We start from the raw sequence: 22,234 nt of genomic DNA, 5'->3' as shown, positions 1-22,234 counted from the left end.
CCCCGTCGCGTGATGCAGGGCAGTCGCCTGAAACACCACCGCCCGCGGCCCGGAAGGGGCACGCGGGCGGTGTGATTTTGGTCGGGCTAGCAGGACTTGAACCTGCGACCTTCCGCCCCCCAGACGGACGCGCTACCAGACTGCGCCATAGCCCGACACGGGGGCGTTCTTAGCATGTCTGACGGTGGGGGCAAGCGGCAAAAACCCGTTTCAACCACGCAGATCGGTCCCGGACCCGCCAGAGGTGATCCGGTCGCCAAGCGCAGAAAGCCGGGCCAGCGCCTGCCGGGCCAGATCGGGGTCGGCGGCCAGCGCCTGACGCAGCGCCGGGGTGCGGATCAATGCGCGCGGCGGCGTTTCGACCGGGGTAAAATCCGGGTCGTCATCGTCGGGATCGGTCGCGGCAATTGCGGTGCCCAGCGGTTGCGGCGGGGCGGGCTCGGGTTCCGGTTCGGGAAGGGCGGCGGGTTCGGCTTCGAGCGTGAATTCTTCGGGTTCTGCCTCGGACTCGGGTTCTGTCCAGGCAGGGGCCTGCTCGAACACGGGTTCCGGCGCTGCCAGTTCCTCGGGTTCCTCAAGGGCCATCGCCGGTTCGGGCTCTGGCTCTGCCTGTGGCATGAAGACCGGTTCGGGCTCGGCCGGCGCGGGTTCAAGCGGCAGGGTAGCGGCGGGTTCGGCGTCCAGCGGCGGGCGGGCGTGGCGGCGGAAACTGGGGATCGCCGCCGCGTCGGGCTCGGCCGGTTCCGGCGCGGGCGGTGGTGCTGCGGCGGCCAGGTCGAGCCCCGGCAGGATCATCGCCTCGTCCGGTTCGGGCCGGGGGCGGCGGGTCAGCGGCACGATTTCTGCTGCCTCGGATTCGGCATCTTCCTGCATCGGCGCCTCGGGCGCGGGCCCGGAAAGCGACTCGGCTGGGGGCAGGGCGGTTGCCACCTCTGTCTTGGCGGGTTCCGCCTGGCCCTCGATCAGCAGCCCGTCCGCGCCTTCGTCTAGCGCGGGCGACAGCGACGAGACGAATTTCACCCCCTCCTCGCGCAGGATCTTCTGCACGCCGCGAATGGTCAGCCCGTCTTCGTGCAGAAGCTTCTTGATCCCGCCCAGCAGCATCATGTCGGCGGGGCGGTAATAGCGCCGCCCGCCCGCGCGTTTCACCGGCTTGATCTGGGAAAATCGGCTTTCCCAGAAGCGCAGAACATGCGCCGGCGTGTCGAGCCACGCCGCCACTTCGCTGATCGTGCGGAAGGCTTCCGGTGATTTTTCCATGAAATACGGACCTTAGTCCATCCGCTCGGCATTTCCCGCGGCGACGCGGTCCTTCATCAGATGCGAGGGCCGAAAGGTCAGCACCCGGCGCGGCAGGATAGGAACCTCTTCGCCGGTCTTGGGGTTGCGGCCGACCCTTGCGGCCTTTTCACGCACCGAGAAGGTGCCGAAGGACGAGATCTTGACCGTCTCGCCACGCACCAGCGCATCCGACATGTGCTGAAGGACGCTTTCCACCAGATCGGCGGATTCGTTGCGCGACAGGCCCACCTCGCGGAAGACGGCCTCGGTCAAATCCATACGTGTCAGCGTGTTGCCCGACATGGCGCCCCCTCCTGTGATACCGCAATCCCCGACTGCGCAAAACCTTAGAGAGAAACGGATTTCCGAGTCAATAACAACGGCTTGTGCGGCGGGTCTTGCACGCCGGGTTACCAGCGCAAAACCACCGCCCCCCAGGCGAGCCCGCCGCCGATCGCCTCGATCACGACAAGCTGGCCCGGCTGGATCCGGCCCTGCGCCTTGCCGACCGACAGCGCCAGCGGAATCGAGGCGGCCGAGGTGTTACCGTGGTCCTGCACGGTGACGATCACCCGATCCATCGGCAGTTGCATGCGCTGCGCGGTGGCCTTGATGATCCGCAGATTGGCCTGATGCGGCACCAGCCAGTCCACATCCGCGCCCGTCAGCCCCGCCTTTTCCAGCGCCGCATGGGCGGTATCGGCAAGCTTTTCGACGGCGTGGCGGAACACTTCCTTGCCCAGCATCCGCAGATAACCGGTGCTGCCCGTCGAGGTGCCGCCATCGACATAAAGGATGTCGCGATGCCGCCCGTCCGAATTCAGATCGACCGCCAGCACGCCGCGGTCATCCGAATTGCCCTCGCCCTGGCCTGCCTCGAGCAGCAGCGCACCCGCGCCATCGCCGAACAGGACACAGGTGCCGCGATCGGTCCAGTCGAGGATCCGGCTGAAGCTTTCGGCGCCGATCACCAGCACGCGGCGCGCCATGCCGGTGGCGATCAGCGCATTCGCATTGGCCAACGCAAAGACGAAGCCCGCACAGACCGCCTGCACATCGAAGGCAAAGCCGCGGGTCATGCCGAGGCCCGCCTGCACCATCGTTGCGGCGGAGGGGAAGGTCAGATCGGCGGTCGAGGTCGCCAGTATGATCGCGTCCACCTCGTCGGGGGCCAGCCCCGCATCCGCCAGCGCCGCGCGTGCCGCGCGGATCGCCATGTCCGAGGTCGTCTCGGTCTCGGCGGCGAAATGGCGCCGCTCGATCCCCGAGCGGCTGCGAATCCACTCGTCCGAGGTGTCGAGACTGGCCTCGAACTCGGCATTCTCGACCACGCGCGCGGGCAGGTAATGCCCGACACCCCTGACAATGGCCCGTGTCACCATGATTACCGCTCGCCTCCGGCCACGTCCCTGAATGCCTCGGGCGCTGGCCCAGAGGCGGTTGCCACCCGGGCCGCAAGCCGTTCGGTAAAGCCCGATTGCGCCAGTTCCCAGGCCAGCTTCACCGCCGCAGCAACCCCGGTGGCATCGGATGAGCCGTGCGATTTCACAACCGTTCCGTTTAGCCCCAGGAAGACCCCGCCATTCACCCGGCGCGGGTCGATCCGCTTCTTGAACCGCCTGAGCGAGGTCAACGCCAGAAGTGCCGCGATCCGCGACAGGGGCGTTGCGGCGAACGCCTCGCGCAGGAAATCGCCGATCAGCCGGGCGGTGCCCTCGCCGGTCTTGAGCGCGACATTGCCGGTGAAGCCGTCGGTCACGATCACATCGACATGGTCCGAGGGGATGTCGCCGCCCTCGACGAAGCCCACGAAGTCGAACTGCCCGGCCTCGGTCGCGGCTTCGATCAGGTCATGGGCGGCTTTGAGCTCGGCCCGGCCCTTGTTCTCCTCGGTGCCGACATTCAGGATGCCGACCCGTGGCCGCACCAGCCCCAACCCGTTGCGCGCATAGGACGAGCCCATCAGCGCGTATTGCAGCAGGTCATGTTCGTCGGCACGGACATCGGCGCCGACATCCAGCATCACGTTGAACCCCTGCGGATTGCGCGAGGGCCACAGACAGGCAATGGCAGGCCGGTTCACGCCGGGCAGCTTGCGCAGCCGCATGATCGACAACAGCATCAGCGCGCCGGTATTGCCGCAGGAGACACAGACCGGCGCCTCGCCATTGCGCACGCTGTCGATGGCCGACCACATCGAGGTCGCCTGGCCATGGCGCATGACCTGGCTGGGCTTGGCCTCCATCGTCACCACATCGGCAGCGTCGCGGATTTCGACCCGGCCTTCGAGAACGCGCTTGCGCGCGAGCAACGGTTCAAGCTCACCCCGCCGGCCATGCAGGATGAAGCGGATCTCGGGGTTCTTGGTCGCGGCCTTGACCAGGCCGGCGACGACAGCAGAGGGGCCGCGATCCCCACCCATCGCATCGACCGAAATGACGGTCCGCGGGGCGCTGGCGCGCGGCTCCTGACAGTGATCCTTGATCATGTGCGACGCGGCGGACGTGCGGCCGGGGGCCTTAGGCCGCGTCGTCTTCGTCCAGGTCGAATTCCTGGGCCTGCGCAACCACTTCGCGGTCGTCGTAATGGCCACAGGCCGAGCAGACGTGATGCGGGCGCTTCAGCTCGCCGCAATTCGAGCATTCGGCCGGGTTGCCCGGCACCAGCGCATCGTGGGACCGGCGCATGTTGCGACGCGACCGCGTGACTTTATTCTGAGGGACAGCCATGTCTCAACCTCGATCCTTCTGGGCCTGCGCCCGGTGTTCTTTCCTGGGAAAGCGCGTCTTTTGGCGCGTGGCCGCGCGGCGTAACCCATCGTGTCAGCGAGGCCGGGAACATACTGCGATTCTGACCGGGCGCAAGTCTTTTTCTGGCGCCGCCCCGGCAGCCCCTGACGTGGGGGAAGGCGCGTGCGCGGCCGGGCTCAGCGCTCCGCCGCGGGCCGCAGCGCCAGCCAGATCAGGGCCGCGCCCGCCAGCGCGAGGAAGGGCACCATCAGCAGGTTGACCGCCGCCCAGCCCTCGGCCGCCGAGCCGCCCGCGCAGTTCATTAGCCCGCCAGAGCCCAGCGAGGCCACCGTCACCCCGCCGAACACCAGCATGTCGTTCAACCCCTGAACCGCGCCCCGCTCCTCGGGGCCATGGGCGCGCGCCAGCATGGCGGTCGCCCCGATGAAGCCGAAATTCCAGCCGATGCCCAGAAGGACCATCGCGGCAAAGAACTGCTCCAGCTCGACACCGGTCAGCGCCACCCCGCCCGCCAGAGCCAGGATCGCCAGACCCGCCGCCACGACGGGGCGGGCGCCGAACCGCGCGATCAGATGGCCGGTGAAGAAGCTCGGGACATACATCGCCAGCACATGCGCGGTGACGATATCCGCCGCGATCCCGGTATCGAAGCCGCAGCCCACCACAGCCAGAGGCGCCGAGGTCATCACCAGGTTCATCAGCGCATAGGACACCATCGCGCAGATGATCGCAACGGCGATGACCGGGTCACGCAACAGCTCGGCCCGGCCGCGCCCGCCCGGCTGGCCGGGCACGCGCCGGGGCGGCGCGGGAATGTCGAGGAAGGCGAACAGAACCGGCCCGGCAAGGTTGATCGCGATCACCGCCAGATAGCTGCCGAGAAAGGGCACGACCATCGCCTCGGCGGTGACCTTGACCAGTTGCGGGCCGAGGATCGCCGCGACCAGCCCGCCCGCCAGCACATAGGAGATCGCCTTGGGCTGGAAATCGCCCACGGCGGTATCGGCGGCGGCAAAGCGGTAGAAACCCTGGGCCGACAGGTAGATGCCGGTCAGGAACGAGCCTGCGAGGAACAGCGCGAACGACCCCTCGACCAGCCCCGCCGCGCCAACGGCACCGCCCGCCGCGCCGCCCAGCGTGCCCACCAGGAACCCCGCGCGCCGCCCGTAGCGCTGCATCAGGCTCGACAGCGGCGCCGCGCTGAGCATCGAGCCGAGCACGATCAGCGAGATCGGCAAGGTGGCCCAGCAGGGATTGGGCGCCAGTGTCTGCCCGGCAAGCCCGCCGATGGTGAAGATCATCGGCATCTGCGCGCCGATCAGCGCCTGCGCCGCGACCAGCACGGCAACATTGCGCCGGGCGCGGGTCCGGGAGGATGGCGGGGACATGGGCGTATCGGTCATGTCCTTTCCCCTAGCGCGGCGCAGGCGGTCAGGAAAGAGGGAGCCCGCGTTCGCGGGCTGCCTCCGGCGGGGATATTTGAGGCCAGAAGAAGACGGGGCGGCGTCTGCATCTTCTTCCTGGAAAAAATACCCGTTGGCGCGCGATCAGGATCGGGCAAAACGGCGGTGTCATGCCGCGATGTCGCACATGGCGGCGGAAGCGGCGGAAACCGCACGCAACCGCATGGGAAACTGGCGTAAACCGCGCGCGGACACTATGGGCTGGCGACGGGAGAGGGGCATGGGCGACGTGGATGCGCGGCAGGGGGCGGGGGCCACCGGGCGGGGCCGTGGCGGCGGCGGCGCGGCACGGCGGGCGGCGCGCTCGGGCATCGCCATCGAGACGGCGCGCTTCATCGAACGCAACATTCCCGATTTCGAGCTTCTGAATGCCGAGGCGCTGGAGATCATCGAGGAGAATGCCGAGCGCGTTCTGGAGGAGATCGGCGTCAGTTTCGTCGAGAACCCGGCCGCGCTGGCGCGCTGGCGCGAGGCCGGTGCCGATGTGCAGGGCGAGCGGGTGCGCATCCCGCGCGGTCTGGCCCGCAAGCTTTGCGCCACCGCGCCCGCGCGCTTCACCCAGCATGCCCGCAACCCGGCGCGCAACGTCGAGATCGGCGGGCGCAGCCTGGTGCTGGCACCGGTCTACGGGCCGCCCTTCGTGCGCGATCTGGAGGGCGGGCGGCGCTATGCCACGATCGAGGATTTCCGCCGCTTCGTGCGGCTGGGCCAGATGTCGAAATGGCTGCATCATTCCGGCGGCACGGTTTGCGAGCCGACCGACGTGGCCGTGAACAAGCGCCATCTGGACATGCTGCTGGCGCACATGACCCTGAGCGACAAGCCGTTCATGGGTTCGGTCACCGAACCGTCGCGTGCGCGGGATTCCGTCGAGATGTGCGAGATCCTGTTCGGCCGGGACTTCGTTGCATCGAACGCGGTGATGACCTCGCTCATCAACATCAACTCGCCGCTGACCTTCGACGCGACGATGATGGGGGCGCTCGAGGTCTATGCGGCGGCGAACCAGGCATGCATCGTGTCGCCCTTCATCGTCGGCGGTGCGATGGCGCCGGTGACGGTGGCGGGCACGTTGACCCAGGTTCTGGCCGAGGTGCTGGCGGGCGTGGCCTATTCCCAGCTTGTGCGGCCGGGCGCGCCGGTGATCTTCGGGGCGTTCGTCACCTCGATCGACATGAATTCGGGGGCGCCCACCTTCGGCACGCCCGAGGCCAGCCAGATCCTGTTCGGGGCGGGCCAGCTGGCCCGGCGGCTGGGGCTGCCGTTCCGGTCGGGCGGGGGGCTGTGCGGCTCGAAGCTGCCCGATGCCCAGGCCGCCTATGAAAGCGCGAACACGCTGAACACCGCGCTGCTGGCGGGCGTCAACTTCATGCTGCATGCCTGCGGCTGGCTGGAGGGCGGGCTGGTCGCCAGCGTCGAGAAATTCGTGATGGATGCCGATCAGCTGGGCGCGCTGCACCGCATGGCGCAGGGCGTGGCGATGGATCCACAGGCGCAGGCGATGGAGGCGCTGCGCGAGGTCGGACCCGGCGGCCATTTCCTGGGCTGCGCGCATACACAGGCCCATTTCCGGGAGGCGTTCTGGCGCTCGGATGTCCTTGACTACAAGCCTTACGAGACCTGGGAAGAGGAAGGCGCGCGCGACACCGCGTCCCTTGCCGCCGAGCGCGCCCGGGTGCTGCTGGCGCAGTACGAGCCGCCTTCGCTGGACGAGGGGATACGCGAGGGTCTGGAGGACTATATCGCGCGGCGCAAGACCGAGATGCCCGACGCCTTCGTGTGATCCTGCTCAGGCCGCCTCGCTGAACGGTTGGGGGGTGGCAAGGGCGCGCGCTTCGGCCATGAGCGCGATCAGGGCCTCGACATGGCGGGGATAGGAATACCCGGCGTCGCCGCTGCGGCGCCGTTCGTCCATGCCGGCCTCGATCTCGATCAGCCGGTCGATCACCGCTGCCGGGCTGCCGTGGCGCTGGCCTTGCAGCAGCCGGGCAAGGTCTCGGTCGCGGCGATAGTCCGCAAGTCCGAAGCGCGCGGCCTGAATCATCAGGCGGGGGCGACGGAGCCGGGCGAGCTGGGCGGGAAGACGGGTCATGGCAGAACCTCCGATATGTCGATCGCAGGCAACATCGCACAACCCTGACGGGTGTTGCGCGATTGTGGATAACTGCGTACGGAGGGGTCAGAAATCTTTACCGTTTAGAAACAATACTCAGCATCGCGATTGTTGTTAACCGGACGGTAACCAATTCAACCTTGGATTGTATCCGACTTTGGGGGCAAAAGATCCACCCGGGTACATCAGGACCAGAGGGAAGTCTAGACATGGATTGCGTCAAACCGTCGGAAACCTCTCCCGCCTGGCTGCCACAGGCGGCGCGATGGTATCTCGCCCATACCGAGGGCGGCTGTTCGTTGCGTGAACTTGCGCGCAGTGAAGGCTGCCATCCCTCGACCGTACTGCGTCAGGTGCGGCGGGTCGAGACGCGGCGTGACGATCCCCTTGTCGATGAAGCGCTTGCCCGGCTTGGCGCGCATTCCCGGACTTCCCTTCCGCGAAAGGAGACCCCCCCGATGACAGCGACGATGCGCCTGGAAAAGCCCGCGGCGGAGGATCCCGCCCTCCAGCGCGAGGCACGCCGCATCCTGCGCCGCATGAACGAACCCGGTGCCTTTCTTGCCGTTGCAAACGACATGGAAAAGGCGGCGGTGCTGCGCGAGGGACCGGACGGGCAGACCAGCCGAGTCGCGGTGGTGGACCGTTCCGTGGCCGAGATCTTTGCGCTGAAGGACTGGATCGGTTGCCGCAGCCGGGGCCGCGTCACGATATACGAGATCACGCAGGCAGGGCGGGCCGCACTTAAGCGGATTCTTGCCGATGACGAGCCGCGCCAGCCGGGCTTTGCCGAGGCCGCGGCGCCCTTTGCCGCCCAGCATCGCGACTGGGAAACGGTAAGCGACGAGAGGGCCGAGCGCATCCGCTACAACCGCGCCGAGTCGCCGCTGTCGATCCTTGGCCGGCGGCGCGACAAGGATGGCAAGCCGTTCCTGCCCCCCGATCTGGTCGCCGCGGGCGAACGGCTGCGCGAGGATTTCGAGGTGGCCCAGATGGGACCGCGGGTCGCGCAGAACTGGGACCGGTTCCTGACCGGCGGCGAGCGGGGCGGATTCCAGCCCGGCGCCGGTCCCTGTGACGGGCCGATGGGCGCGCGTGAGCGTGTGGCCTCGGCGCTGCGTGATCTGGGGCCGGGGCTGGGCGATGTGGTGCTGCGCTGCTGCTGCTTTCTCGAAGGCATGGAGCAGGTCGAACAACATCTGGGCTGGTCGGCGCGCTCGGGCAAGATCGTGCTCAGGATCGCGCTGCAACGACTCAAGCGGCATTATGAACAACTGGGCGAACGTGCCGGTCTGATCGGCTAGGTGCTGGCCCCTTCTGCCAATCCCATGACATAGACTGCCCCTTGCGGGCGCCAGCAAGACCGCCAAGGCGACGGTGGTGACGCGCCCACCTTGCCCTTCGAAGACGATCTGCCAGAGGACTCCCCGGGTCCGGCATTGCCGGACGGGGCGGAGCGGGCAGGATGAGTGGGCCTTTTCGACCGGCATGGAAATAGAGCGTCGGCACCAGCGGACAAGCATCCATCCCTTCCCATTCCATTGACCCGGACATGTTTCCAGACGGACGGCTATTCCCCCGTCATCGCGTTGATTGTCGGCGTGCGATAAGCCTTTGCCCGATCTTGCCCAGAATTCGTGCGTTTCTTGGGGCCATCTTCACGCATTTTGGCCAGTTTCCCGGCGCAGAAGCCACGCCTGAAAATTCAAGAAAATTCAATTTTTTACAACTCAAGGGCGAGTTTCATGTCCCTCCGTGCCAGGCTCATCCTGTCGATCACTGCCACAATGCGCTGTCGATGGCGACGCTGGTGGCGCGCATGCCGCAGGTTCAGGCGGCCGTGGCCAGCGGGGATCGTGCGTCGCTGGATGCGTTGTTCGTGCCCGGCTTTGCCGAATTGCGCGATCAACAGGGCGTGCGCCAGTTCCATTTCCATACGCCCGGCTCGGTATCGTTCTTTCGGGTGAACCAGCCCGATACCTTTGGCGACGATCTGTCGGGCTTTCGTGAGACGGTGGTTCGGGCCAACGCGACGCGGGCGACGGTGCGCGTGATCGCCCCGATTGCCCATGACGGCGCGCATGTCGGCACCGTCGAGTTCGGGCTGAGCCTTGATGACGAGTTCCCGAATGCGCTGGTCGCTGAAAGCGGTGTCCAGATCGAGTTCCGTGTGGTCCCGAAAGCCGGGATCGCCGCGTTCGACAGTTCGGATTCCGCGGCGGTTGAGCGTAGCCTGGCCACCCCCACCCGCCCCGCGCCGCCCAGCCAACCGAAAGCCGCCGCGGATCCGATCCGGTCCGGCCGCCTCAAGCGTGCCGCCGGTGCCGAGGATTGGCTTGAGTTCTGAGCCCGCCCCCGGGCGCGGAACCGGCACGGCATCCGGGTAACCGGGTGCCGTTACGCGCGCGGCTGCGGACGGCATTGGAAATCCTGCCGGAACAGCCTAATATGGGCGTCTGCTACAGGAGACCCCATGCGCCAGCGCGACCTCAGGAATCCCGGCGAGCGTCACCCCGAAAAGGTCAACCGCCCCGACACCGCCCAGCCGAAGAAACCCGCATGGATCCGCGTGCGCGCGCCCGGCGGGCAGGGCTATCAGGACACCCACAGGATCATCCGCGAACACGGGCTTGCCACGGTCTGCGAGGAGGCGGGCTGTCCGAATGTGGGCGAATGCTGGTCGCAGGGCCACGCCACGATGATGATCATGGGCGAGATCTGCACCCGCGGCTGCACCTTCTGCAATGTCGCGACCGGCAAGCCCCAGCCGCTTGACCCGTTCGAGCCCGGACGGGTGGCCCAGGCGGTGGCGCGGCTGGGGCTGAAGCATGTGGTCATCACCTCGGTCGACCGCGACGATCTGGACGATGGCGGGGCCGAACATTTCGCCCGAACGATCCGCGCCACCCGCCACCGCGCCCCCGACACCACGATCGAGGTGCTGGTGCCCGATTTCCTGAAATGCCCGGGCACGGCACTGGAGACGGTGATCGCGGCGAAGCCGGACGTGTTCAACCACAATCTGGAAACCGTGCCGGGCCTTTACCCCGAGGTGCGGCCCGGCGCGCGCTATTTCCATTCGCTGCGCCTGCTGCAACGGGCCAAGGAGATCGACCCCGCGATGTTCACCAAGTCGGGCATCATGGTCGGCTTGGGCGAGACGCGGCAGGCGGTGCTTCAGGTGATGGACGACCTGCGCGCGGCCGATGTCGATTTCCTGACCATCGGGCAGTATCTTCAGCCGACCCCGAAGCATCACGCCGTCGATCGCTTCGTGACGCCCGAGGAATTCGCCGCGTATGAGAGGGCGGCCTATGGCAAGGGGTTCCTGATGGTCTCGGCCAGCCCGCTGACGCGCTCGAGCCACCATGCGGGCGAGGATTTTGCCCGGCTTCGGGCCGCGCGGGACAAGGTGCAGTCGCCCCGGCCCGACCCCGTATCCTGACCGGACGCGGGCGCCCTGGGCTCAGCCGCGGATCGGCTGGGTGTCGGGCAGGGTGATGCGCGCGACCTGTTCGGCGATGGGCGCGACCGACAGCGGATGGGTCTCGCCGTTATGGGAATCCGGGTCGCCGATATCCTGCCAACGGCCGTTCTTGTAGATTTCCAGCGCGTCGAAATTCGACTTGTAGCCCATCTTGGGGCTGCCCGGCACCCAATAGCCCAGATAGACGTAGGGCAGACGCGCCTCGCGCGCGATCTCGATATGATCGAGGATGATGTAGGAGCCCAGCGAACTGCGCGCCCGGTCGGGTTCGTAGAAGGAATAGACCATCGACAACCCGTCATCGAGGATATCGGTCAGGCTGACGGCAATCAGCGTGCGCCGCCGGTCGCCGGGGGCGGGGTCGGTGCTGTATTCCACCACGCGCGAGCGGATCGGCGTTTCCTCGATCATCGCGGCGAATTCGAAGATGTCCATGTCGGCCATCCCGCCATTGGCATGCCGGCTGTCGAGATAGCGGCGGAACAGCGCGTATTGTTCCTCGGTGGCCCAGGGCGCGCTGGATTGGCGGCGAAGATCGGCATTGCGCGCCATCGCCTTGCGCTGGCTGCGATTGGGCTGGAAATCGGCAACCCGGATGCGGGCCGACAGGCAGGCCGAGCAATCGGCACAGGCCGGGCGGTACAGCACGTTCTGCGACCGGCGGAACCCCTGTTTCGACAGCGCGTCGTTCAGCGTTTCGGCACTGTCGCCCTGAAGCGCGGTGAACAGCTTGCGCTCCATCCGGCGTGCCAGATAGGGGCAGGGCTGGGGAGCCGTCACATAGAATTGCGGCGCAAGCGGAAGGGTGTGGCGCATGAAGGTCGGGGTTGGACAGATTTATGACGTGGTTTCGTCACAAAGCTAACACCCGATTGCGCGCGCTGCCAAGGGGAACGGGCTCAGAACCTTGCAGGACGGTTAATGGCGGCGGTGCCCAGCAGCAGGTCATGCAGCCCCTGCGCCCGCGCGCCGGTCAGCATCAGCACGACCGAGGCCACCTGCGGCAGCACGAAGGCCATGGAGAGCGAATAGAGCAGCGTGTGCAGCGCCGCGCTGGGCAGGTCCAGCCGCTCGCCCCGGCCATTGCGGATCTCGATCGCAACAAGCCGCATGCCCCAGGTCGCCGAGCCGCGCGCCAGCGTGACCGTGCGATAGGCAAAGCCCACCACCGCCACGAACAGCGGCAGCACGAAGACAGCCGCAAAGGCGGTGAAGGGCAGGGCGAGCAGCGCGATCAGCAGGATCAGGACCGTGTCCACGACCCAGGCGACCAGCCGCTTGGCAGGCACGTCCTTGTAGAACTCGGCATGCAGCGCGGGGTCGGGCAGACCCCAGAGGGGATCGGGCGCATCGGTCATCTGGCTCATTTGGGCAGGTCTTTCTGTCGGGGCAAGGGGGCGCGCGCCCCTGGCCGGGCGCGCGGGTCGTTCTGTCAGGCGCCCGCGGGCATCTCGGGGGCAGGCGGGGCCTCGCGGGCACGGCGCGCGCGATCTTCCATGAACTGGTCGAACTCGGCCTTGTCCTTGGCCTCGCGCAGCCGGTGCAAGAACTCCTCGAAGGCGCGCTGTTCCTCTTCCAGGCGGTGCAGCGTATCGGCCTTGTAGGCGTCAAACGCGGCATTGCCCGAGGACCGGAACGCATCGCGCGCCTGGCGGAACTGGCGGTGACGGGAATGGCACTTTCCGTTGAACATGCGTTTGCTCCAGATCATGTAGGCAAGAAGGGCAAGGCCGACAGGCCAGAACAGGATGAACCCGATCACCATGGCGGCGATCCAGGCCCCCTTGCCGCGCTCGTCGAGCCAGCTTTCGGCCCGTCCGGGCCAGGTGGCGAATGTGGTCATGGGCGGTCTCCTCGGTCGCGATGTGAATGTCCTTCACATGAACGCAGATCGGTATCCCGCCCGGCCCCTTCAAGGGGTCATGTGAATCTTTTTCACATGGCCGCGATCAGAGCGTGAAATCGGCCAGCCCTGCCCCGGTCAGGGCGGGCAGCACATGCGGGTCCAGCGCAAAGACATGGCGCGGCGTGCCCGCCGCCGCCCAGACCGTGTCGAACTCCAGCAGCCTTGGGTCCAGAAAGGCGCGGATCGGGGTCAGATGGCCCACCGGCGCCACGCCGCCGATGGCAAAGCCGGTCTGGGCGCGGATCAGTTCGGCATCGGCCTTGCCCAGCGGTTCGCCCGCCAGCGCGGACGCCTTGGCATCGCATACCCGGTTGCCGCCCGCGGTCAGGAACAGGATCGCCTCGCCCGAGTTCTCGCCACGAAAGATGATCGACTTGGCGATCTGGTCCAGCGCGCAGCCCACCGCATCGGCGGCCTCCTGCGCGGTGCGGGTCTGGCCCAGTTCGCGGATATCGGCGGACAGCCCCGCCGCCTCCAGCGCCGCGCGCACCCGTTTCAGGCTCTTGCTCATCGGCTGCCCTCCGTTCTTGCGGCCGGACTAGCCGCGCGCAGGGCAGGGCGCAACCCCGTTGACCCCCGCGCCCGCGCCCGGCATCAAGACGCCATGACCCTAGCCGCCCGCCTGACCCGTTCGCCCCTTCCGCACGAGCCCAACCGCGCTGCCGAGGCGGCCGAGCGTTTTGCCGCGCAGCCCCCCGAGATCCGAGACTTGCTGGCCGGAACCGCCGGGTGCAGCCCCTATCTGTGGGGGCTGATGGTGCAGGAAACCGCCTGGCTGGAGGAGGCGCTGGCCGCCGACCCGGATGCCATGTTCACCGTGCTGCTGGACGGGATCCGCGCGCTGCCGCTCGATGCGCTGAAATCGGGGCTCAGGCAGGCCAAGCGCCGCGCCGCGCTGCTGATCGCACTGGCCGATGCGGGCGGGGCCTGGCCGCTGGAACGTGTCACCGGCGCGCTGACCGATCTGGCGGATCTCTGCGTCGATACCGCGCTGAAACGCCTGGTCGCGGCCGAGATCGCGCGCGGCAAGCTGCCCGGCCTGACCGAGGCCGATGCCGAGGCCGCGGGCGGCATGGTTGCGCTGGCGATGGGCAAGCAGGGCGCGCATGAGTTGAACTATTCCTCGGATATCGACCTGATCATGCTGTTCGATCAGGACCGTTTCGACGAGGCCGATTTCCACGAGGTTCGCGCCGGTTTCGTCAAGATCACGCGGCGGCTGACCGCCCTTCTGTCCGAGATGACCGGCGAGGGTTACGTCTTTCGCACCGATCTGCGGCTGCGCCCCGATGCCAGCGTGACGCCGGTCTGCATGTCGATGGAGGCCGCCGAACGCTATTACGAAAGCCTTGGCCGGACATGGGAGCGGGCGGCCCATATCAAGGCGCGGCCCTGTGCGGGCGATATCGCGGCGGGCTGGGCCTATCTCGACCGGCTGCGTCCCTTCGTCTGGCGCAAGCATCTGGATTTCGCCGCGATCCAGGATGCCCATGACATGCGCCTGCGCATCCGCAACCACAAGGGGCTGCATGGCGCGCTGGCGCTGGAAGGCCATGACATGAAGCTGGGGCAGGGCGGCATCCGCGAGATCGAATTCTTCACCCAGACCCGGCAGTTGATCGCAGGCGGTCGCGATGGCGACCTGCGCGTGCGCGGCACGGTCGAGGGGCTGGCGCGGCTGTCCGCCAAGGGCTGGGTGCCGCCGGACGTGGCCGAAACGCTGAGCGCGGATTACCGCGCCCATCGCGAGGTCGAGCACCGCTTGCAGATGGTCAACGACGCCCAGACCCACAAGCTGCCCGCCACTGTCGAGGGGCTGGACCGGATCGCGCATTTCTGCGGCTGGGGCGATCCTGCCGCCTGGCGCGCCGACCTGACCGCCCGGCTGGGCCGCGTCTCGGGCCTGACCGAGGGTTTCTTTCAGCCCGGCCGTCCCGGCACGGACCAGTCCCTGCCCGAGTTGCCCGACAATGCAGGCGAGTTTGTCGAGCGCTGGCCGCACTACCCCTGTCTGCGCTCGGCCCGCGCGCGCGAGATCTTCAACCGGCTGAAACCCGACCTTCTGACCCGCCTGACCGCCGCCCCCCGGCCCATCGAGGCTTTCGCCGCCTTCGACGGTTTCCTGTCGGGACTGCCTGCTGGGGTGCAGCTTTTCTCGCTGTTCCAGGCCAATCCGCAGCTTATCGACCTGATCATCGACATCACCAGCGTCTCGCCCGAGCTTGCCCAGTATCTGTCGCGCAATGCGGGCGTGCTGGACGCGGTGATCGGCGGCGATTTCTTCCAGCCCTGGCCGGGGCGCGCGGCATTGCAGGCGGCGCTGTCCGCGCGTCTGGCGGCGCTGAAGGATTACGAACGCCAGCTTGATGCCGCCCGTGCCTGGACCAAGGAATGGCATTTCCGCGTGGGGGTGCATTTCCTGCGCGGGCTGATCGACGCGGGCGAGGCGGGACGCGAATATGCCGATCTGGCCGAGGCGGTTCTGGCCGCGCTCTGGCCGCATGTGGTGGCGGGTTTCGCGGCCAAGCACGGGGCGGCGCCGGGCAAGGGAGCTGTCGTGCTGGGCATGGGCTCGCTGGGGGCGGGGTCGCTGACGGCGAAATCCGATCTGGACCTGATCGTGATCTACGATGCCGACGGGGTCGAGGCGTCCGAGGGCCGCCGCCCGCTGGCCGCGCGGGCCTATTACGCCCGGCTGACCCAGGCGCTGGTCACCGCGCTGACCGCGCCGATGGCCGAGGGCAAGCTTTACGAGGTCGACATGCGCCTGCGCCCCTCGGGCAATCAGGGCCCGGTGGCGACCTCGATCCAGAGTTTCCGCAACTACCAATGCAACGAGGCCTGGATCTGGGAACATCTGGCCCTGACCCGCGCGCGCCCCGTGGCGGGCGAGGCGGCGCTGGCCGATGAGGTCGAGGCGTTCCGGCAGCGCCTGCTGGCCGACAAGGGGGATGTGGGCCGCGTGCTGGCCGGTGTCGTGGACATGCGCCGCCGTCTGGCCGAGGCCAAGCCCGCGAAATCCGCCTGGGACGGCAAGCAGGGGCCGGGGCGGGGGCAGGATATCGAGCTGATCGCCTCGGCCGCTGCGCTGATCGCGGCCAGCCCGGCGACAGCGGTGGCCGGGCAACTGGCGGCGGGCGTGGCGGCGGGCTGGCTGCGCGAGGAAGAGGCGCGGGTGCTGGCCGACAGCTACACCCTGGCGCGCAAGGTGCAGGGCGCGGCGCGGCTGATCTCGGACGCCCCGCTCGACCCGGCCCGGCTGGGCGAAAGCGGACGGACATTCCTGCTGCGCGGCACCGGGGCCGAGGATGCCGCGACGCTTCAGGCGCTGCTCGACCGTGCACGGGGGGCGGCGGCAGAGGTGATCGAGACGGTGATCGCGCGCGGTCCTCTGGAGGCGTGCGATGCGGATTGAGACGGCCGACCCCAAGGGCCTGATCCGCGAAGCCTATCGGATCGAGGGCATCGGCCCCGAGGAATGCCGCTCGATCTTCCTCGACTGGGCGCTGTCACTGCCCGAGGGCGCCGGAACAAGGTCGGCGCTGAAGCGGCTATTGGCGGAATATGGCGGCGCAGCGCCTGCGCACCCGATGACCGCGGTGCTGCGCGCCGGTCTCGACGACCAGCCCCCCCCGCGCCGCCGCGGCGGCGCGCGAGGGCGCAGAAGCTGAGCGCAAGGACCGCAGCCGGGATCTCTCAGGCTTCGAGTTCGGCGTCCCAGTAAAGGAAGTCGATCCAGGTCTCGTGCAGGTGGTTCGGGGGGAATTTGCGGCCGGTGTCGCGCAGTTCTTCGGCGCCGGGCCGCCGCGGGGCGCGGCGCAGGCTCATCCCGGCCTGACGCAGGCTTTTCGACCCTTTCTTGAGGTTGCAGCGCGAACAGGCGGCGACGACATTTTCCCAGCTCGTGATGCCGCCTCTTGCGCGCGGCACCACATGGTCGAAGGTCAGATCGCCCCGGGTGCCGCAATACTGGCAGGAAAACTCGTCCCTCAGAAAAAGATTGAAGCGCGTGAAGGCCACGCGCTTCTGGGGTTTGACGAAATCCTTGAGAACCACGACCGAGGGTATTCGGATCTCCCGCGAGGGGCTGCGCACCACCTTGTCGTATTCCGCCACGATATCGACCCGGTCGAGCACCGCCGCCTTGACCGCCTCCTGCCAGGGCCAGAGCGACAGGGGATAGTAGGAAAGCGGGCGGTAATCGGCGTTCAGCACGAGCGCGGGATTGTTCTTCAGACTGCCCGGCTCGCGAACGAAGGTACTTCGAAAATCGCCATCCATCAAAGACTCGGCCTCCGCTCCGTCTGCCTGTTGCGGCCGCGGAGCGGGAAGCGCCCGCCCCCTGCCTGTCAGAGACTATATATGGCGTTTCCCGCCTGGCAAGCCCCGCAACATGAAGTGGCCTGCCAGGGCCTGCCTAGCGTCCTCCTGTAACGTCGATGTGTAACGCCCCGTTCGACCGGGGTTTCCGGGGCGTCGCTGGCGTGGGCATCGCGATGCGGGCTTCCGGGCGTCGCCGATTATTTGCGCGCCGCGCCCGGTCCTTCGCCCCGAACCTGTGCCGAAGAATTGCAGCGGGCGCGCATCTGACGCTGCGTATCGGTGGGAATCGACCCGGTTGCCTTTGCGCTGCGACGGCAGAGGAACCGACCCGGGTTTCGGACCATCCCGGACAATGAGGGCTGCGCCCGGAGGGGTGCGCGATCATGCCGTCGGCGGCATCACACCCGTACAGAAACTGAAAATGGCCGCGTGAATTCTACGGATCCACCCCGCTAGAAAATGGGGGGATTACCGGATGCCGGGCGTCCTCTTTTGCTGGCCGATGCGAGCCCGTGAACGCGATCACCTGATGCCAGGCGCTCCCAGTGCAGCCGCGGCACGGGCAAGCGCGGTGATCTCTGCCCATGCCCCTGCCTCGGTCAGCGCCTTGGGCGCGATCCAGGATCCGCCCACGCAAAGCGTGTTCGGCAGGGCCAGATACTCGGCTGCATTCCCGGGCCCGATCCCGCCCGTGGGGCAGAAACGGATATGGGGCAGGGGACCGGCCAGCGCCCTGAGCGCCGCAACCCCGCCCGCGGCCTCGGCGGGAAAGAATTTCTGCACGGTGAAGCCGCGTTCCATGAGCGCCATCGCCTCGGTCGCCGTGGCCGCCCCCGGCAGAAGCGGCAGCGCCCCCGCCCGCGCTGCGTCCAGCAGCATCGGCGTCGCCCCGGGCGAGACGCCGAACCGCGCACCGGCGCCTTGCGCGGCCTCGACATCGCCGGGCGTGATGAGCGTGCCCGCGCCGATGATAACGCCCTCGACGCTGGCCATCTGGCGGATCGCCTCGAGCGCGGCATCGGTGCGCAGGGTGACCTCCAGCACCGGCAACCCGCCTGCCACCAGCGCCTCGGCCAGCGGGCGGGCCTGGGTGGCGTCCTCGATCACGAGGACGGGGATCACCGGGGCGCGGCGGCAGAGAGTTTCGAGGATTTCGCTGGCGGCATGGGGCGTCATGGCGGGCCTTTTCGCTTGGTGGCAGGGCGGGTCATGGGTATTTGTGCCAAGAAGAAGTCACAGGATCGGGCTTGCCCCCTCGGTCGCGGGGCCGGCATGGGCGCGGAAGGCGGCGAAGAGTTCGCGCCCCATCCCCGTTGCATTGGCCGAAAGGTCAGGGGTTGCGGGCGGGCGGTCGAGCGCGCCTTGGGTCGTGACATCGAGCCTGCCCGCGACGGCATCCAGCCGGATCACGTCGCCATCCCGCAGCCGCGCCAGCGGTCCGCCCCCGGCCGCCTCGGGCGTGAGGTGGATGGCGGCGGGCACCTTGCCGCTGGCCCCCGACATCCGTCCGTCGGTGACCAGCGCCACCTTGAGCCCGCGATCCTGAAGAACGGCGAGTGTCGGGGTAAGGGAATGCAGTTCCGGCATGCCATTGGCGCGCGGCCCCTGGAAGCGGACGACGACCACGGTATCGGACGTGAACTCGCCGCGCTTGAAGGCCTCCTTGACCGCCTCCTGGCTGTCGAAGATGCGGGCGGGGGCCTCAATCAGGTGGCGCTCGGGCGCGACGGCCGAGGTCTTGACGATGCCGCGGCCCAGATTGCCCGACAATGCCTTGAGCCCGCCGCTGGGCTGGAACGGTGAGGCGGCGGGGCGCAGGATCGCGTCGTTCAGGCTGGCGCCCGCGCCCGGAGCCCAGGTCAGCGCGCCGTCGATCAGGCGCGGCTCCTGCGTATAGCGGGCAAGGCCCGGTCCCACGACGGTCTGGGTGCCGGGGTGCAGAAGCCCGACCCCCAGCAATTCGCCGATCAGGTAGCCCAGCCCGCCCGCGGCGTGGAAATGGTTCACATCCGCCAGCCCGTTGGGATAGACCCGCGCCATCAGCGGCGTCACCTCGGAGAGCCGGGCGAAATCCTCGATATCGAGGATGATCCCCGCGGCCCGGGCCATCGCGGGCAGGTGCAGGACCAGATTGGTCGAGCCGCCCGTCGCCATCAGCCCCACGATGCCGTTTGCAAAGGCGCGTTCGTCCAGCACATGGGCCGCAGGGGTATAGGCGTTGCCCAGCGCCGTGATTTCCAGCGCGCGTTTCGCCCCCGCCACCGTCAGCGCATCGCGCAAGGGCGTGCCGGGATTGACGAAGCTCGCGCCGGGCAGGTGCAGGCCCATCACCTCCATCAGCATCTGGTTGGAATTCGCGGTCCCGTAGAAGGTGCAGGTGCCCGGTCCGTGATAAGACGCCATCTCGGCCGCCATCAATTCCTCGCGCCCGATCTCTCCGGTGGCGAAGCGCTGGCGGATGCGCGCCTTCTCGTCATTCGGCAGGCCGCTGGTCATCGGTCCTGCGGGCAGGAAGACCGCCGGAACATGGCCGAAACTGGCGGCCGCGATCACCAGCCCCGGCACGATCTTGTCGCAGACGCCCAGGAACACCGCCGCGTCATAGCAGTTATGCGACAGCGCCACCGCCGCGGCCATCGCGATCACGTCGCGCGAGAACAGCGACAGTTCCATCCCCGGCTGGCCCTGGGTGACCCCGTCGCACATGGCGGGCACGCCGCCTGCGACCTGCGCCGTGGCGCCCGCATCATGGGCGGCGGCGCGGATCAGGTCGGGGAAGCGTTCCAGCGGCTGATGCGCCGACAGCATGTCGTTATACGCCGTCACGATGCCCAGATTGGGCGCGCGCCCCTCGGCCAGCCGGTCCTTGGCCGCGCCCATCGCGGCATAGGCATGGGCCTGGTTGCCGCAGGTCAGATGCGCGCGCGCCGGGCCCTGCTCGGCGGCGCGCGCGATCCGGTCCAGATAGGCGGCGCGGGTCGGGCGCGAGCGGGCGGCGATCGCCTCGGTCACCGCGGCCAGCACGGGGTTCAGCGCCATGGGCCTGCCTCCTTTGGGGAAACGCTCTGTTCCTGGGATATAGCCGGTTAGCGCTAACATGGAAAGGCCGCGCCGCCTCTTTCCCCGCGCGGGCGAAGCGCGTATGGGAGGGCATGACCGACACGCTTCCCACCGACACGCTTCCCACTGTCCGCCTGCGCCCCAATGCCGAGGCCCGCGCCATTCGCCACGGCTTTCCCTGGATCTATGCCGACGAACTGGTGACAGACCGGCGCACCCGCGCGCTGGCGCCGGGCAGTTTCGCCCGGCTCGAGGATGCCGAGCGTCAGCCGCTGGCGCTTGTCACCGTCAACCCGGCCTCGAAGATCATCGCGCGGGTGATGGATTCCGATCCCGGGGCCGTGATCGGGCCTGACTGGCTGGCGGCGCGGCTGTCGCGCGCGCTGGCGCTGCGCGAGCGGCTGCATGATGCGCCCTTCTACCGGCTGGTCCATGCCGAGGCAGACGGGCTGCCCGGCGTGGTGATCGACCGCTTTGGCGATGCGGCGGTGATCCAGCCCAATGCCGCCTGGGCCGAGACGCATCTGGACGCGCTGGCCGAGGCGCTGGTGGCGGTGACAGGTGTCGCGACCGTGGTCAAGAACGGCACCGGCCGCGCCCGCGGTCTGGAAGGGCTGGTCGAGGAAACCTTGGTGCTGCGCGGCGCGCTGGCGGGGCCGGTTCCGGTGCCGATGAACGGGGCGGTCTACATGGCCGATCTGCTGGGCGGGCAGAAGACGGGGCTGTTCTATGACCAGCGGCCGAACCATGCCTTCGTTCAGGGGCTGTCGCGCGGCGCGCGGGTGCTGGATGTCTTTTCGCATGTCGGGGGCTTTGCGCTGGCGGCGCTGGCCGGTGGCGCGGCGCATGCGCTGGCGGTGGATGGCTCGGCCCCGGCGCTGGCCCTTGCCGAACAGGGTGCGGCGGCGATGGGGGCGGCGGATCGGTTCGACACCCGCCGGGGCGATGCGTTCGACACCATGGCCGCGCTGGCCGAGGAAGGGGCGGCCTTTGACATCGTCATCTGCGACCCGCCTGCCTTCGCGCCCTCGAAACAGGCGCTCGAGGCCGGGTTGCGCGCCTATGAACGGGTGGCGCGTCTGGCGGCGGGGCTGGTGGCGCCGGGCGGGTTCCTGTGCCTGTGTTCCTGTTCCCATGCGGCCGATCTGACGCGGTTCCGCACGGCCTCTGCCCGCGGCATCGGCAAGGCGGGGCGGCGGTCGCAGATCCTGTTCACGGGATTTGCCGGACCCGACCATCCGGTGCTGCCGCATCTGGCCGAGTCGGGCTATCTCAAGGCGCTGGTCTTCCGGCTGGCCCCGTGAAGGCCCTGCTGGACGCCTGCGTTCTTTATCCCACCGTGCTGCGGCAGATCCTGCTGGGCGTGGCGGCCGAGGGGGTGTTCACCCCGCTCTGGTCGGCCCGCATCCTGGAAGAATGGGCCCGCGCCGCGCGCAAGCTGGGACCGGCGGGCGAGGCGCAGGCCAGGGCCGAGATCGCGCTGGTCCGAGCCGCCTGGCCGGGGGCAGAGGTCGCGCCGAAACCGGGGATCGAGGGGCGGCTCTGGCTGCCCGATCCGAACGATATTCACGTTCTGGCCGCCGCCATTGCCGGTGGGGCCGACCTGATCGTGACCTTCAACGCGCAGGATTTCCCGCGCCAGACCCTTGCCGACGAAGGGCTGCGGCGCGTCGATCCCGACCAGATTCTGCGCGAATTGTGGCAGGTGCATCCCACCGCGATCGAGGCGGTCGTGGCGCGGGTGCATGAAGAGGCGGAGCGGCTGTCGGGCGAGGCGCTGCCCTTGCGCGGCCTGATGAAGCGCGCGCGCCTGCCGCGACTGGGCAAGGCGCTGGGCTAGGGCGCGGCCCT

Annotated in this window: 22 protein-coding genes and 1 tRNA gene; 8 read left to right on the top strand and 15 right to left on the bottom strand. The window is 68.4% G+C overall.

Features of this window, described 5'->3' with window-relative positions; translation table 11 throughout:
- Positions 1-78: 78 nt before the first annotated feature.
- From GH815_RS04550 to GH815_RS04520, 7 genes are all read right to left on the bottom strand, one after another.
- A tRNA-Pro gene (locus GH815_RS04550) sits at positions 79-155 on the bottom strand.
- Between the two features lie 55 nt (positions 156-210).
- Entirely contained in the window at positions 211-1,260 is a 1,050-nt protein-coding gene (locus GH815_RS04545; RefSeq protein ID WP_153747566.1) for a MerR family transcriptional regulator, read from the bottom strand.
- Positions 1,261-1,272: 12 nt separating this feature from the next.
- Positions 1,273-1,584, bottom strand: a complete 312-nt coding sequence (gene ihfA, locus GH815_RS04540) for an integration host factor subunit alpha (RefSeq protein ID WP_153747565.1) — start codon at positions 1,582-1,584, stop codon at positions 1,273-1,275.
- 107 nt (positions 1,585-1,691) lie between these two features.
- The gene (locus GH815_RS04535; protein WP_153747564.1) at positions 1,692-2,663 is read right to left on the bottom strand and encodes a beta-ketoacyl-ACP synthase III; all 972 of its coding nucleotides are present in this window, start codon (positions 2,661-2,663) and stop codon (positions 1,692-1,694) included.
- Between the two features lie 2 nt (positions 2,664-2,665).
- A complete protein-coding gene (gene plsX, locus GH815_RS04530) occupies positions 2,666-3,769 on the bottom strand; it encodes a phosphate acyltransferase PlsX (protein ID WP_153747563.1) in 1,104 nt (367 codons plus the stop codon).
- A gap of 31 nt (positions 3,770-3,800) precedes the next feature.
- A complete protein-coding gene (gene rpmF / locus GH815_RS04525) occupies positions 3,801-4,010 on the bottom strand; it encodes a 50S ribosomal protein L32 (RefSeq protein ID WP_153747562.1) in 210 nt (69 codons plus the stop codon).
- 197 nt (positions 4,011-4,207) lie between these two features.
- A complete protein-coding gene (locus tag GH815_RS04520; protein ID WP_153747561.1) occupies positions 4,208-5,434 on the bottom strand; it encodes an MFS transporter in 1,227 nt (408 codons plus the stop codon).
- Positions 5,435-5,714: 280 nt separating this feature from the next.
- On the opposite strand from GH815_RS04520, the gene GH815_RS04515 reads away from it, so the two are divergent.
- Positions 5,715-7,277: a trimethylamine methyltransferase family protein gene (locus GH815_RS04515; protein ID WP_153747560.1), complete on the top strand. Its 1,563-nt coding sequence runs from the start codon at positions 5,715-5,717 to the stop codon at positions 7,275-7,277.
- A gap of 6 nt (positions 7,278-7,283) precedes the next feature.
- Here the strand turns inward: GH815_RS04515 and GH815_RS04510 are convergent, their stop codons facing one another.
- Entirely contained in the window at positions 7,284-7,586 is a 303-nt protein-coding gene (locus GH815_RS04510) for a DUF6477 family protein (RefSeq protein WP_153747559.1), read from the bottom strand.
- 230 nt (positions 7,587-7,816) lie between these two features.
- Between GH815_RS04510 and GH815_RS04505 the strand changes: the two genes are divergently transcribed.
- The 3 genes from GH815_RS04505 to lipA all read left to right on the top strand — a co-directional run bounded on the left by GH815_RS04505 (position 7,817) and on the right by lipA (position 11,052).
- Positions 7,817-8,911, top strand: a complete 1,095-nt coding sequence (locus GH815_RS04505) for a DUF6456 domain-containing protein (RefSeq protein ID WP_153747558.1) — start codon at positions 7,817-7,819, stop codon at positions 8,909-8,911.
- A 248-nt stretch (positions 8,912-9,159) separates the two neighbouring features.
- Complete coding sequence (locus GH815_RS04500; RefSeq protein ID WP_153747557.1) at positions 9,160-9,954, top strand: cache domain-containing protein; 795 nt, start codon at positions 9,160-9,162, stop codon at positions 9,952-9,954.
- A gap of 126 nt (positions 9,955-10,080) precedes the next feature.
- Positions 10,081-11,052: a lipoyl synthase gene (gene lipA, locus GH815_RS04495; protein ID WP_153747556.1), complete on the top strand. Its 972-nt coding sequence runs from the start codon at positions 10,081-10,083 to the stop codon at positions 11,050-11,052.
- A gap of 21 nt (positions 11,053-11,073) precedes the next feature.
- Here the strand turns inward: lipA and GH815_RS04490 are convergent, their stop codons facing one another.
- The 4 genes from GH815_RS04490 to GH815_RS04475 form a co-directional block, all read right to left on the bottom strand.
- A complete protein-coding gene (locus GH815_RS04490) occupies positions 11,074-11,910 on the bottom strand; it encodes an arginyltransferase (protein WP_153747555.1) in 837 nt (278 codons plus the stop codon).
- A gap of 83 nt (positions 11,911-11,993) precedes the next feature.
- A complete protein-coding gene (locus GH815_RS04485; RefSeq protein ID WP_153747554.1) occupies positions 11,994-12,452 on the bottom strand; it encodes an RDD family protein in 459 nt (152 codons plus the stop codon).
- 74 nt (positions 12,453-12,526) lie between these two features.
- Positions 12,527-12,937 carry a DUF2852 domain-containing protein gene (locus GH815_RS04480; RefSeq protein ID WP_153747553.1) on the bottom strand — a complete coding sequence of 137 codons (411 nt, stop codon included), beginning with the start codon at positions 12,935-12,937 and terminating at the stop codon, positions 12,527-12,529.
- A gap of 106 nt (positions 12,938-13,043) precedes the next feature.
- Positions 13,044-13,511, bottom strand: coding sequence for a YbaK/EbsC family protein (locus GH815_RS04475; protein ID WP_153747552.1), 468 nt, complete (start codon positions 13,509-13,511; stop codon positions 13,044-13,046).
- A gap of 93 nt (positions 13,512-13,604) precedes the next feature.
- Here GH815_RS04475 and GH815_RS04470 point away from each other — a divergent pair, with 93 nt between their 5' ends.
- Both GH815_RS04470 and GH815_RS04465 read left to right on the top strand, forming a co-directional pair.
- Positions 13,605-16,415 (top strand): [protein-PII] uridylyltransferase family protein, encoded by a 2,811-nt coding sequence (locus GH815_RS04470; protein ID WP_153747551.1) that lies wholly within the window; start codon positions 13,605-13,607, stop codon positions 16,413-16,415.
- On the top strand, positions 16,405-16,671 hold the full coding sequence (locus tag GH815_RS04465) for a hypothetical protein (protein WP_153747550.1): 267 nt from the start codon (positions 16,405-16,407) through the stop codon (positions 16,669-16,671). The genes GH815_RS04470 and GH815_RS04465 overlap by 11 nt, the downstream gene beginning before the upstream one ends.
- 25 nt (positions 16,672-16,696) lie before the next feature.
- Here the strand turns inward: GH815_RS04465 and GH815_RS04460 are convergent, their stop codons facing one another.
- The 3 genes from GH815_RS04460 to edd all read right to left on the bottom strand — a co-directional run bounded on the left by GH815_RS04460 (position 16,697) and on the right by edd (position 20,362).
- A complete protein-coding gene (locus GH815_RS04460) occupies positions 16,697-17,281 on the bottom strand; it encodes an HNH endonuclease (protein ID WP_153747549.1) in 585 nt (194 codons plus the stop codon).
- Positions 17,282-17,845: 564 nt separating this feature from the next.
- Positions 17,846-18,499 carry a bifunctional 4-hydroxy-2-oxoglutarate aldolase/2-dehydro-3-deoxy-phosphogluconate aldolase gene (gene eda, locus GH815_RS04455; RefSeq protein WP_153747548.1) on the bottom strand — a complete coding sequence of 218 codons (654 nt, stop codon included), beginning with the start codon at positions 18,497-18,499 and terminating at the stop codon, positions 17,846-17,848.
- A 57-nt stretch (positions 18,500-18,556) separates the two neighbouring features.
- Positions 18,557-20,362, bottom strand: coding sequence for a phosphogluconate dehydratase (gene edd, locus GH815_RS04450; protein WP_153747547.1), 1,806 nt, complete (start codon positions 20,360-20,362; stop codon positions 18,557-18,559).
- A gap of 113 nt (positions 20,363-20,475) precedes the next feature.
- On the opposite strand from edd, the gene GH815_RS04445 reads away from it, so the two are divergent.
- Both GH815_RS04445 and GH815_RS04440 read left to right on the top strand, forming a co-directional pair.
- Complete coding sequence (locus GH815_RS04445) at positions 20,476-21,687, top strand: RSP_2647 family RNA methyltransferase (RefSeq protein ID WP_153747546.1); 1,212 nt, start codon at positions 20,476-20,478, stop codon at positions 21,685-21,687.
- Entirely contained in the window at positions 21,684-22,223 is a 540-nt protein-coding gene (locus tag GH815_RS04440) for an RSP_2648 family PIN domain-containing protein (RefSeq protein WP_343030658.1), read from the top strand. Before GH815_RS04445 ends, GH815_RS04440 begins: the two co-directional genes overlap by 4 nt.
- Positions 22,224-22,234: the final 11 nt, after the last annotated feature.

This window comes from Rhodovulum strictum, from assembly GCF_009649175.1.
Classification (GTDB): Bacteria; Pseudomonadota; Alphaproteobacteria; order Rhodobacterales; family Rhodobacteraceae; genus Rhodovulum; species Rhodovulum strictum.
This window is presented reverse-complemented; position numbering and strand designations above follow the sequence as displayed.